We start from the raw sequence: 14,094 nt of genomic DNA on the forward strand, positions 1-14,094 counted from the left end.
ACGAAACGCAGTTAGTAGCCGTTACCAATAAGGGTTGTACCGATACCGCCAAGGCTATCATAAAAATACTTGAGCAATATACGTTCTATGCTCCTACTGCCTTTAGTCCCGATGGCGACCGCAACAACGACTTTTTCTATGTGGTAGCTCATGGTATTAAAGAAGAAGGCTTTTATTTAGAGGTTTACGATCGTTGGGGCGAGGTTATTTGGAGCACTAAGACCTACAGCAAGCTCGATGAGCGTAGCGAAAAATGGGACGGACGTGCTAAAAACCATGAAATTGTGCCAATCGGCACCTATACATGGAGGGCTGTGTTTAGAGATAGTTTTGATAAGTTACACGAAGAAACAGGTTCGGTTACAATTGTAAGATAAAATAATTTATAAGGCTGTAAGCATAAAAGCAAATCGTGTGCAAATTAAAAAAGGGCTTCAAACTAAAAAACGTCTGAAACCCTTTTTTATTGGTGGGAGCAATAGGATTCGAACCTATGACCCCCTGCTTGTAAGGCAGGTGCTCTGAACCAGCTGAGCTATGCTCCCAATTCTTAATTTGAGGATGCAAAGATATATGTAAAAAATAATATCTCCAAATTTTTCTTAAAAAAAAATATAAAATAAAATATGAACAATATAGTAAATAATTCAAAATTATATACTATATTTGTCAAAAATTCAATTCTTATGGTTATGAAAAAATCATTGATTTTAATTACTTTTAGCTTTTTAGCTGTGAGGCTATTGGCTCAAACTTATTATGTGGGTCATAAACAATTTAATTTTGTAGATCCTGCAAGAAGTAGAACTATTCAAACCGAGGTTTATTATCCGGCAACAAGTGCGGGTGATAATACACCTTTTGCCAGTGGTCAATTTCCGGTTTTAGTGTTTGGTCATGGTTTTGTAATGTCGTGGGACTCTTATCAATGGCTTTGGGATAGTTTAACAACCAAAGGTTATATTATGGTATTTCCTCGAACAGAAGGAAGTATTTCTCCAAGTCATGCTGAATTTGGTACGGATTTAAAGTTTTTGAATGATTATGTTTTGTCAGAAGGTTCTAATTCCTCATCGTTTTTTTATCAGCACATATTAGGAACGAGTGCTATTATGGGGCATTCGATGGGTAGAGGAAGTTCGTTTTTAGCTGCAGCCAACAATACTAATTTAACTACATTAGTAAATTTTGCTGCTGCCGAAACAAACCCAAGTGCAATTGCAGCTGCTGCCAATGTTACGGTTCCTGCTGTTGTATTTTATGGCGTAAACGATGGTGTTGCTCCTCCGGCAAATCATCAGATACCTATGTACAACGCTTTAGCATCATCGTGTAAAACTTTAATTGGAATTGTGGGAGGTGGACATTGTTATTTTGCCGATTATAATTTTAACTGTAGTTTTGGCGAAGGAACCACAAATCCGCAGCCTACCATTTCGCGTGAACAACAACACGAAATTGTTGCTCAATTATTGATACCTTACTTAAATTATATGTTGAAAGGTGATGCTAGTGCCGAACAAATATATTATCAACGTTTAAACAGCATGAACACCATTGTTTTTCAGCGTAATTGCTTAATGAATTATGATGTAGCATTGCGTGGTTTTGTTTCTCCAAGTAATAGTTGTGGTTTAAATGCTAATCAGACGGTTAGTGTTATTGTAAAAAACAATGGTATTAATCCTGTTAGCAATGTGCCTCTGTCTTTAGTATTCAACAATCAGACACCTATTCAGGAAATATATACAGGAACGATTAACCCCAACGATTCTATAATTTATACATTTACGCAAACCGTAAATGCAGGTCAACCAGGTGCAACTTATCAATTTGTGGTTTATAGTAGTTATACCAACGATGAATATATTTATAATGATACCGTTAGTGTTAGTTATACCAATACAACGGTTGCTTTACCCATTAGTGTTGATTTTACGGGTTACGATGGGACTAATTTAGCAACCGTATTTCCGGGGTGGAAAGAAGCTCAAGGAATTGTTCCAACAGGCAATACATCTGCTTGGGTTTCGCGAACCGGTATAGGGGGTACAACCAATGTTACTGCTAAAGTCAATTTTTATAGCTCACCTATTCGAGAATGGATTTTAGGTCCCGGATTTTTATGTGGACCATATACCAAGCTCTCTTTTGATGTTGCTGTTACTGCTTACAATAGCAATAATGCTTATGTTAATGGAATGGGAACCAACGATAGTTTAAAAATATTATATTCAACCGATTGTGGTGCAACATGGAAAAGACTTACTGCTTATGGGAAAAATGCTAATTTTACTAACGCTTTACAAACCATAGAAATTAATTTATCGTCGTTTAATGGGCAAGGTATTGCTATAGCTTTTGAAGCATTTCGCGAAACTACGGTAAGCAACGATTATGATTTACATCTCGATAATATTTTGATTAAAAATTATGCACCTTACGATTTGGTTGCAGAAAGTTTCGTTAGTCCTATCGAACAAAATTGCTTCGGCACCGAGTCTGTTGAAGTAACCATTAAAAACAACGGATTAAATGCTATTGATTTTAGCGTAAATCCAGTTACTATCGATGTTCAAGTTACAGGCGTTGTAAATCAAATGTTAACTTATCAATTAACTTCTGGTAACCTTGCAAGTCAGGCAAGCATGAACCAGATGATTGGAACAATAGATATGTCGCAAAATGGTAATTATACATTTACACAACGTATTTATTTTACTTTAGACGACGATACTACTAATAATGACTTATCGCATACGGTTACTGTTTCGAATCCTGAACTTAGCATACAAGGTAATACCCAGATTTGTAGTGGGCAATCGACTACCTTAACTGCTCAAGCAAATGTTACGGGAATGGTGTCATTAATTAGTTCAAACTCGACTTCAGTAAGTATTCCCGACAATAATAGCACAGGAATAACTTCTAATATTACGGTTTCAAACATAAGTTCATCTTTAATGGCTGCCAATGTATTAAAAAAAGTAATTATAGATTCGTTAACACATACGTATGTAGGCGATTTGAAAATAGATTTAATAGCACCCGATAATAGTACAATTAATTTAGTCAACCAAAGAGGTAGTAGCGGTGATAATTTTATTGGTACCATATTCGATCCTACAGCCACAACTCCAATTTCATCGATTACTAGTGCAAATGCTCCTTTTACAGGAAGCTATAGACCCGAAAATAATTTTAATATGTTAACCGGACCAGCTTTGGGCACATGGAAGTTAAAAGTTAGTGATTTAGCTTCAAGTGATGTGGGTGTTTTACATAAATGGACACTTGTGCTCGAGGTTAACAATTATATTGTAAGTTATAGTTGGAGCAATGGACAAACAACACCCGATATTACAGTAAGTCCATCGCAGAATACTACCTATACATTAACTATTACCGATGCTAAAGGATGTACAAAAACCGATAGCCTATCAGTTAACGTAGGTCAAACGAGTAATATGCTTAATTTAGGTCAAGATATTGTTGTTTGCGAAGGACAAATAGTTACATTAGATGCCGGTAATGGTTTTAGTTCGTATTTATGGAATACAGGAGCAACAACACCTACTATTCAGGTTACAACAAGTGGTACCTATTCGGTACAAGTTAGCGATGCCTGCGGAACTCAGGACGATACCGTAGTAGTAACCATCAATCCTAAACCAATTGTAAATTTAGGACCTGATGTAAATATCTGTTTAGGGAATTCTGCTACTCTAACAGCTCCTGCTAATTTAACCTATAACTGGTCAACTGGAGAAAACACACAAGCGATAACGGTTACACCAGCAGCCTCTGGTACTTATACCTATATGGTTATGGTAAGTGATGCTAATAGTTGTGTAAATTCAGATACTATTGATGTTCATGTGTTTGATTTACCAACAGTAGAATTAGGCGCTGATACCAGTATATGTCATACCGATCAATTAACCTTATCGGCTGGCAATTTTGCACAATATAGCTGGTCTAATGGCAGTACATCGTCAACACTTACTGTTGATGCTAATCAGTTACAAAATGGTGCTTATACATACGCTGTAACAGTAACCGATAATTTAGGTTGTACCGCTACCGATCAAATAACGATAACCATCGTTACATGTAATGAAATAAATGATTTCGGTACGAATCAGATTATGTTATATCCCAACCCGGCTACTGTAGAAGTATTTTTTGATGGCTTAACTTTGCATTCTACCATTATCATTATGAGCGAAGATGGAAAAGTAGTATATCAAAACAACAACATAGAAACCACTGCTCTTAAAATTGATATTTCGCAGTGGTCATCAGGGATATATTTCGTAAAAAGCATCAATGAACCAATGCAGACATATACGTTCATTAAACGTTGATAATTTTAGGATTATCAATTTTAAAGGAGGCTGGAATTTCCAGCCTCTTTTGTTTTACCCAGATTACGCATTAGCAATGCGTAAACGATAAAGTGCTTGTAATCAATTCAAAAGTATTTGAATTGAAACAATCACTAAATCGGGGTTATCCCAAATAAATCAAGTAGTTTGGCTCATACTTCACCTCCTATTGATTAATTTCCTCTAAAAATATTACTATAAGACCTTTGCAAAACTTCTTTTTTGGTCGAGTCCAACCTTTTTGTCGTCATTCTGAGCTTGTCGAATTTCCCGTCATTCTGAGCTTGTTGAAGAATAAACCCATTGCTCATTTAGTTTTGCGTATGGTTATACCTCGACAGGCTCGGTATGACGGTGGGTGTAGAGTTTGTTCTTCTAAAAATATTATTATTTTTTTAGCCTGATTAATTTTGTTTATCTATCCTACTTGGGTTTAATAATAATTTGCTAACGTTTTATTAACAATTATTTAAAAACTATACATCACATTTGAAAAAAAATGTAATGTCTAAAATAGTTATTTTATTTACTCTAATATCGACCTTGGTTTCTGCTCAGGATACGATTAAATTGAAAGAAGTTGTAGTTAGTGCTACACGCTATGAAAAAAGCTTAAATCAAACTTCTGATTACATTAAGTTAATATCTAAAAGAGATATAGAAAAATTAACTTTGGTATCGCCCGGTGAGCTTTTAAATAATACAGCTGGTATCAATGCAGAAAATGGAACGGGTAAGGGTTATCCTAAACGTAGTACCATTAATATGAATGGATTTCCGGCAAACTATAATCTAAGTATGCTCAATGGTGTTAAAATATTAACAGAACATATCCATACTGGTCAAAACATTGATTACATACCCATAGAAATGATAGATAGAATAGAGATTATCGAAGGTGCTGCTTCTGCTCAATATGGCTCCGACGCTATGGGAGGAGTTATTAATATCATAACTAAAAAGCCGTCTGATAAACCAAATGGACAAATTACAACATGGGGCGGTAATAATGATAATTATCTTGTTAGTAATTATATCAATACAAAGGTTAATAAGTTTGGTATTTCATCGTGCATGGGGTGGGAAAAATCAAATGGAATAGATATAACAAAACCTACCAACAGAAAAAATTTTATGGGTTATTCGCGTCAATACATACTTAATAATTTAATGTATAATCTTTCAAATACATTTACAATACATTCGATGCTCAATATTTTTAACAACCGTATGGAATGGAATGATGGTGTAGATAAATATGCACATTTATATATGCCCAGTATAGGATATAGTTTACGTTTAAAAAAACTTGACCAAAAGTTTAATGTTAATTATTCGCACTGGGAAGCACAGTTGTCGTCTGAACTAAATCAATTGATACAACCCGAATTAAATAATAAGCTAATTATAAACGACCAACATGCTTTATTTTTTGGGGGTGATTTTAGATATATCATATTTCAACGCGAAAAAGTAACGAAAAATCATCAACAAATGGTTGGAGCTTATATAACCAGTGATTCAAAATATGGAAAAGCATGGTATTCTACCTTATCGGTTAGAATGGATTATCCCGAAGAATATAAAGCGGTATTTTCGCCCAAATGGTCGTTAATGTATCGTCCCGATTCATCTTTCTTTGCCATAAAAACATCGATTGGGCGTGGTTTTCGTTATCCAACCGTACAAGATAAATATGAGTTAGCATTTGGACATAGCGGTAGTGCCCTGCGTTTTGGGAATCCTGACTTAAAACCCGAATATAGTACCACATTGACTTTGGCCGGTGAGTTTATTCCTATTAAATACTTGAGTATTCAAGGCAAATATTACTACAATATGATACAAGATATGATTATACCTGTTTTACAAGGCAAATGGGATGTAGATACAACCAAATATGTATGGATGCGACAGAATATACAAAATACCGTCATTCATGGATACGAAATAAGTGGCATCTTTACGTTTAATAACGTTTCGTTTCAATTAGGATACAGCAATTCTATCTATTCTTTCAATCAAAATATACGTCAGTTGGCTTATATTCCCGGAAGCTCATTGAATTCAAAAATTACATTCGAACAAAAAATAAATGACCATTTAGTGGTTAATATAAATTTCTTGTACAAGCAAGTATGGGGTCGTAAGGCATGGAACTGGAAACCAGCAGCAGGAAGCTCATTCGACGACGCAAGCGGGTTACTTACCGAATTAAAAGATTATCAATTATTATCGGGTGGTGTTCGATTAAAATACAAACAAACCGTAGGCATTTTCTTAAACGTAGATAATATGTTGAAACAAGAACTCGAATTATTAGATGATGCACTTATGATTATTGAACCTAAAATATATTATAAAGCCGGTTTAAATTTTTATTTTTAACCCCAATATCGTAATTTTACAAGAAATTTAAAGCTTTCATGACACTTTTTAAATCTTCGTTACGATTATTAGCTGTAATTGTTGTTTTGTTTATTGCTTATTTTATTGGGGTAATATTGCTTAATACGCTTAACGATTACAAGCCCCAAAATCGTTATACCCGAATAACTGACAACGATGTTATGGAGAAAGATACGTTACATTTGCTTTCGTGGAACATTGGTTATGCCGGTATGGGCAAAGAAATGGATTTTTTTTACGATGGTGGTACTATGGTGCGTCCTTCGTATGATTATTACAAACAATGTTTCGATTCTATTTTACATTTTTTAGCTTCTATGGACCAGAAAAATGATATATACCTATTACAGGAAGTTGATTTCGATTCCAAACGTTCTTATTACATAAATCAAAAACAACAGATTGCCCAAGTTCTTCAAAGTAAACAATATGCCGATTCGCTCATCAATTATCAGGTTTCGTTTGTTGCTTTTCCGTTGCATAATCCTATGGGAAAAGTATCGGCCGGTTTGGTAACTTTTTCAAAAACAAAACCAGTATGGTCCTTGAAGGTGTATTTGGGCGAAACCTATTCATGGCCTAAACAAGTATTTTTTCTCGATCGCGGTATATTGATTCATGCTTTTAAAACCCGAAAAGGGAAATACTTGTTTGTTGTAAACGTTCATCTATCGGCATTTGACGATGCCGTCGAAGCAAGGTCAAAGGAGTTAAGCATGTTGCAAACACTTGTCTCCGCTATTCTAAAAAATAATCATTACTTAATGGTTGCCGGCGATTGGAACATCAATCCACCTCAATTTCACTTCTCTAATAAGGTTAAATTTAAATACTTTTATACCGAACCCAATACTTATGAATTTAAAAATGCAACTTTTTATTCTGATACCTTAGTGCCAACTAATAGAAAAGCCAATATGCCTTATATTAAACACAAAACACCTGTTACAACGTTAGATTATATTTTATGTTCAAATAATTTAGATATCATAAACTATAAAGTAATTGATTTAGATTTTAAGTTTTCTGACCATAATCCTATTGCCTTTTCGGTAGTGCTTAAGTAGATGTATCAGTATATAACAAGATCATTATTGTTAATAATATTTTAATCTTAAGAGATTAAAATAAATTATCAGATTAATAGGCATATAAAATATAGAAAATTTAAAAGAATATTATTAATTAGTTTTGAGAATTGTCTAAAAGTAATATATTTGTGTCGATAATTTAAATATTTAATTATTAATTTTAACTATATGAAAATTAGATTATTATATTTTTCATTGTGTTATATTTTTTTTATTTCACAATTGTTTTCACAAGTTTCAATAAATACTTCAGGAAATAATCCTAATTCTTCATCAATGCTCGATGTAAGTAGTACTCAGCATGGAATGTTAATACCACGTATGACTACTAGCCAAAGGAATGCAATAAAAACACCTGCTTCTGGTTTAATTATCTACAATACTGATAATAATATGTTGAACATATACACAAATAATGGATGGTATGTTTTAGAAAGTATTTCAGTAGGAAGTTCAACAGGAACACTCTCATTGGGTGGTGGAGTAGCTATTAATGAAGATGGTTCTAGTCCAAGTAATTCTGCAATCTTAGATGTTAAATCAACAACAAGAGGAGTTTTATTACCAAGAACAACTACTGGTTCAATTTCAACTCCTGCGCAGGGTTTAATAATATATAATACTTCAACCAATAAATTAAATTATTATAATGGCTCTTCTTGGATTAGTCCATGTCAAAGTTTTATTACTAATACAACTGGAACAGGGTCATTATCACAAATAGGACTTTCTATAAGTGAAACATTATCATTGCCCGATCAAAGTGCTATCTTAGAAATTAAATCATCGAATAAGGGTTTATTAATACCTAGATTATCTGAGGCACAAAGAAACGCATTATCACCCGTTCGGGGACTATTGTTGTATAATACGACATCAAATAAAATAAACTATTGGAATGGTTCTATGTGGTACGAAGTTTTAACTGCTCCACCTACAATTGGCGCTATAAGTGGAAATACTAATGTGTGTGCTGGTACAACGCAAAACTATAGTATATCACCAGTATCAGGTGCAACAAGCTATACGTGGACAGTCCCCTCAGGATGGACAATCAATAGTGGGCAAGGGACGACGTCTATTAATGTAACTGTTGGAACCTCGTCAGGGAGTGTGAGTGTTTTTGCAAGTAATGGATGTGGAAATAGTACAACACAAACATTAGCAATTACTGTAAATACTATTCCTAATGCACCTGTTGCTCAAGCCGCTTCAAATGTAGCAGATTATTCATTTACTGCAAATTGGTCTTCAGTATCTAACGCAACTACCTATTATTTAGATGTTAGCACAGATGATTTTAGTACTTTTGTCGCTGGATACAACAATTTAAATGTTGGGAATGTTACATCATATAATGTAACAGGATTAGAATGCTGGACAGTATATTTTTATAGAGTTAGAGCAGGAAATGCCTGTGGAATTAGTGATAATAGTAATGAAAAAGATATTAAAACAACTTCTTGCAAATAGTTTTATGATATGTTACATGCTTATTTTTGCTAAATTTTTTCGAAAATCAATGTTTTCGATACATCATTAAATTCAACTTTTAATAAATAAAAACCGCTTGGCATGGGGCTAATATCGAATAAAAATTGATAATTATTTTTGTCGATGTATTCGTTAGCTACGTTTGTAATAAATTTTCCTTCGAGTGTTAATATATCGAGTTTTAGATTTCCAGCCTGCCGCGATTTAATGTCGATGGTTGCCATGCCGTAGTTGGGGTTAGGATAGAGTTGAATGTACGGAATATCGTTTTTATTGTCTGCCATATGCAACGGATTATTAAGAAATACGGGTTGTGTCCATGCATACGTATTGCTCATGCCCAATATGCCTTCGTTAATAAGCTCAATTCTTACATATGAGTGGCTTTGTAAAATAAACGATGCCGATGATCCGTTAACTTCTTGTAAAACCTGATGACCTGGACCCCAAAATTTAATTTTGTTAGCATTCGACGATGAAATGTTAATACTTTTGTAGGTTCCATAGTCGTTAACTTGGTATTCTGTAATTTCTACCCCAGTAGAAGCATAGAATTTTCCATTGAGTAAAGCATTATATACCGCTTCTTTGGTAAGTGTATCTAACCATATCATATTCCATCCCTTGTTAAACTCTAAGGCTTCACTAACGGATGGATGAAAATCGTCGGTAGCACTTCCCCATACCACTTTACCGGCTGTAAGTACGGCGTCCCAAATGCTTTTATCGTCGTGTGTTTGAACGGTTTCGGTGCCGGTATTCCAAATTTCGAGCATATGGGGTCCGTTTTGAAAAGAGATAATTTCTGGAGCACCTACTTCCCAATTATCGTCGGTAAATGGACCTGGGAAATAATGGTTTAGCTGAATAAGCCCGCCTTGAGCAATAACCGAATCGATGGCTTGTTGGCAGGTAAAATTTTCGTCGGGCATAATATTTTTCGATAAGAAAAATCCGTTCATGTGTCGTTTAAATGTTATCTCTTCGCTTGGAATACATAATACACCAGGCACATATACGCTATCGGTTAAGAAATTATGATCGGTAATGAACATTATTTCGTATCCCTTATCTTTATATTTATTTACCAAGTCAACCGGACTATATCCACCATCACTGTTTGTTGTATGGCAGTGCATTTGGGCTTTGTAATATCGCCCTTGTCCATTAACTAATAATTGAAAGGTTGTAAAAATTAAAACGAAAAATAATTTTGTCTTCATCTTTTTTTTTTCTAAAAGTATAAGTGTTTTATTAACAGTATGTTATTCTATCTTAAAGAGATTATTAAGAATTAACCATCAATATTAAGTTAATATTATTGGTAAGCAATTTTAGAACTATTGTAAAAACCCAAGTACCATGAATAAACAAATTCAACCAGACGAATCAAAATAGTAATATTTTTAGATTAAAAATAAGTAATTCAAATAATCCTACACCCACCGTCGTACCGAGCCTGTCGAGGTATAATCATACGCAAAACTAAATGAGCATTGGGGTCATTCTTCGTCAAGCTCAGAATGACGAGGAGTACGACAAGCTCAGAAAGACCAGCCATTCAAAACGCTCAAAATGACGGGAAATTCGATAGGTTCAGAATGATCTTTAATTCGATTATTTTTTGTAGGTAACTTCAATTTATTAAAGTAATTTTTGCGATGAAGGTGCTTTAAAACGATAACCTAATGATATTTCGTGATAAGAACTAGGAACATACATTTTTAAAAAGCTATTAAAACCATAACTGTATGAAAAAGAAAACGGTTGATAAATGATTCCGGCTGAAATGCCAAATTCTTTATATGATGCATACGATATGCCTAAAGAATATTTTTCGTCGTATATGGCGGTTGTACTAAAATCGATATATACTTTTTGATATGAGTTTTTTGAAAATAAAATTGAAGGTTGAATCTCTATATTGTCCGAAACTTTAATTCTGTATGTGCCATGTAAAGTAAAGTATCGCGATATTTTATTTTGTTCATCGTCGTTTAAAGTAAGTTTGTAATTATTTTGCAGTACATTTAAAACACTTAATCCAATATGAGCAACGCTATTATATAAAACTACACCGGTATTAAAATTAGGAACAATTGAACTTTCTTTAGAATACGACAATGCAGGGTCGTTAACATCGGTAGGTGTATAATTGGTTTGGTTTAATGAAAATTGATTGATGCTGAGGCCTAATCCGGCAGCAAAGTTAAGCTCATCGTTTAATTTAGCACGATATGCATAATTTAAACGTAACGAAAAATTATTCATATTCCCCCAACGGTTATTCAACAAACTGACTCCCCAGCCGGCTTGTTGATTGGTTCCGTTAGCAACAATTCCTTGAGTATAAGGGTGATTTTTTACATTTATCCATTGCTGATGCGTAAATAAATGTATAGAAGTATATTCGTAAAGATAAATGCACGATGGGTTTATAATAGAATAATTGTTTGTATAGAAACGGTTGGGCATAATATTTTGACCGTTTACATTTAATGCTGCCAATAAGGTTATGGCTAAAAATATCTTGTTCATAATAGTTTGTTTTAATAAATAATATCTAAGGTTCCGCTAAAAGGTTCTTTATCGCTTAGTTTTAAATCGATGATATAAAAATAGGAGCCCATAGGTAATTTTTTGCCATTGAGAGTTCCATCCCATGGTTCATAAACACCTGTATTTTCGTAAAGTTTTTTTCCACTGTTATCAAAAACAATAACCGTTGGGTTGTTATACATTTCAATAAATTTTATTTCCCACGTGTCGTTTATACCATCCGCATTGGGAGTGAAAACATTGGGAATATCGAGGCAAAAATCATAGATAGATTCTAATTGTATGTTTTCAACTTTGCTGCAATTATGATTATCTGTAATAGTAACTTGATATTGTCCTAAGTGCAAATTACTTATTAAGGTATCGGTTTTTTGGTTCGACCAAAGTAAACTATAAGGTGGTGTTCCGCCCCATGTACGCAATACAATAGAACCATCATTTTTGCCATTGCAGGTCTCTTTATTTATAATGGCTAATGTAACCAATGAGTCGGGCTGTTGTATATTATATGTTTGTAGTTTGGTGCATTGATGTTGGTCTGTAATAGTTATAGTGTAAGTATTTGCTTGAAGCTGATTTATAGAATGATTGGTAGAACCATTATTCCACTGATAATTATAAGGCAAAGTTCCACCTGTAACGTTTAATTCAATAGCACCATCGGCATTACCATAACATGAAACATTGGTTATGCTTGCTTCCACATGAATAGAATCGGGTTGGTTTACAAAAATAGAAAACATTCGTAAACATTGATTTTGATCCATGACGGTTAAGACATATTCATTGGCTTCGAGGTTTTGTAAGTTTAATTCTGTAGGTCCATGCAACCAAAAATGAGTAAAAGGTGCAGTACCCTGTGTAATGGTTACTTCAATGGAACCATTGTTACCACCAAAACAACTTACATGGTTAACCGTTGACTGAATTTCTATGCCTTGTATGTAATTAACAGTTAAAATGGTTGGTGTGCTTATGCATCCACGAGTTGTATCTTTTTGTACAATATAATACTGATAGGTCCCTGGTAGTTGCTCTTGTAGGTATAATGTATCGCCTTGATTAACAAGAGTTGTTAAGTTTTGATCAGCATACCAAAATAGGGGATATGTACCTTGAGCGACAATGGGTTGTAAAACTTGCCCGGTACATACCGTAATATTGTTTTGCTGAATAATAGGAGAAGCTAAACGCGATACCGAATATTGTGCTATTGATGGATTGCTTTCACAGCCGGTAATATTGTCGGTTTGAACAACATAATAGCTAAAAACACCTTCTTGCGAGGTATTGGGCGAAATGCTGTTTCCTACTGCAAAAACATTGGTTAAAAGACTATCGGTGTACCAGCGAATGATTGAATTTGTATTGCCAGTAGCTGTTATATTTTGAGCTTGTTCGCCTAAACAATAGCTCAAATTATTGGGACTAATAATAGGAGCATTGGGCGACTGGTAAACCGTAACGGTGGCACTATCGTGATAGGTTGTAACCGGTTTATAAAAATATGCATCAAAAATAAGTCCTCCGTTTACATAGTGAAGTGTAGTATTACCAAAAGTACTGCTGTTATTGGCGGGTAAGGTTATTACGGTAGCCACACCTGGCTGGTTTTCGGAGTCATCTACACAATTATCATTGCCATCCATTGAATCGTAGTCCCAAACCCAAAGAAAATAGGGTGGGTTATTGAGTTGAATATTAAATCCCCATGAATAAGGTGGGTTTTGATCGTTTATGTAATTGCTTTCTGTTGTAAAAACGGTATTATCGTTAACATCTTTGATAATAATATATGGATCTTGTGCTCCACCGAAGGGATCGTTGCAGTTTACTTGCGTAACAAGTATGCCTGTAAGATAAAAACCTACTGTGTCGATGGTACAATCGTAGTGTATCGTATAGGTGCCAGGTTGAGAATAATTTGCAGTCGGGTTTTCAAGAGTTGACGTTTGTCCGTTGCCAAAATTCCATTGATAACTAAATCCGGTGGTTAAAAACGGATTAGGCGAAAAATTATTTGAAGGATGATTGTTCTGAATATTCAATTGGAGGGTATTGCAGCCAGTACTTTGTTGAATAGTGAAATGCGTTTGAGCATAAACAACATCTATCAAAATAAAACTTAATAATAAAGATAAAATGTTTTTCAT

8 protein-coding genes and 1 tRNA gene are annotated in these 14,094 nt (G+C 34.3%); 5 read left to right on the forward strand and 4 right to left on the reverse strand.

Translation table 11 applies throughout. The features are described 5' to 3' along the window. Positions 1 to 377: gliding motility-associated C-terminal domain-containing protein (locus HPY79_08760; protein ID NSW45888.1), on the forward strand; the 377-nt coding region annotated here is incomplete at its 5' end. Positions 378 to 467: 90 nt separating this feature from the next. Here the strand turns inward: HPY79_08760 and HPY79_08765 are convergent. Continuing rightward, positions 468 to 545: transfer RNA gene (locus HPY79_08765), tRNA-Val, on the reverse strand. An 81-nt stretch (positions 546 to 626) separates the two neighbouring features. Here HPY79_08765 and HPY79_08770 point away from each other — a divergent pair. The 4 genes from HPY79_08770 (at position 627) to HPY79_08785 (ending at position 9,361) form a co-directional block, all read left to right on the forward strand. After that, positions 627 to 4,367: a proprotein convertase P-domain-containing protein gene (locus HPY79_08770; GenBank protein NSW45889.1), complete on the forward strand. Its 3,741-nt coding sequence runs from the start codon at positions 627 to 629 to the stop codon at positions 4,365 to 4,367. Between the two features lie 525 nt (positions 4,368 to 4,892). Next, complete coding sequence (locus HPY79_08775) at positions 4,893 to 6,776, forward strand: TonB-dependent receptor (protein NSW45890.1); 1,884 nt, start codon at positions 4,893 to 4,895, stop codon at positions 6,774 to 6,776. Between the two features lie 38 nt (positions 6,777 to 6,814). Beyond that, positions 6,815 to 7,864, forward strand: coding sequence for an endonuclease/exonuclease/phosphatase family protein (locus tag HPY79_08780; GenBank protein ID NSW45891.1), 1,050 nt, complete (start codon positions 6,815 to 6,817; stop codon positions 7,862 to 7,864). A gap of 192 nt (positions 7,865 to 8,056) precedes the next feature. Beyond that, entirely contained in the window at positions 8,057 to 9,361 is a 1,305-nt protein-coding gene (locus tag HPY79_08785; protein NSW45892.1) for a fibronectin type III domain-containing protein, read from the forward strand. A gap of 29 nt (positions 9,362 to 9,390) precedes the next feature. Here HPY79_08785 and HPY79_08790 read toward each other — a convergent pair whose 3' ends face one another. The 3 genes from HPY79_08790 to HPY79_08800 all read right to left on the reverse strand — a co-directional run bounded on the left by HPY79_08790 (position 9,391) and on the right by HPY79_08800 (position 14,094). Continuing rightward, positions 9,391 to 10,605 carry a CehA/McbA family metallohydrolase gene (locus HPY79_08790; GenBank protein ID NSW45893.1) on the reverse strand — a complete coding sequence of 405 codons (1,215 nt, stop codon included), beginning with the start codon at positions 10,603 to 10,605 and terminating at the stop codon, positions 9,391 to 9,393. A gap of 421 nt (positions 10,606 to 11,026) precedes the next feature. Next, complete coding sequence (locus HPY79_08795; protein ID NSW45894.1) at positions 11,027 to 11,920, reverse strand: PorP/SprF family type IX secretion system membrane protein; 894 nt, start codon at positions 11,918 to 11,920, stop codon at positions 11,027 to 11,029. An 11-nt stretch (positions 11,921 to 11,931) separates the two neighbouring features. Continuing rightward, on the reverse strand, positions 11,932 to 14,094 hold the full coding sequence (locus HPY79_08800; protein ID NSW45895.1) for a gliding motility-associated C-terminal domain-containing protein: 2,163 nt from the start codon (positions 14,092 to 14,094) through the stop codon (positions 11,932 to 11,934).

The organism is Bacteroidales bacterium, from assembly GCA_013314715.1.
Classification (GTDB): Bacteria; Bacteroidota; Bacteroidia; order Bacteroidales; family GWA2-32-17; genus Ch61.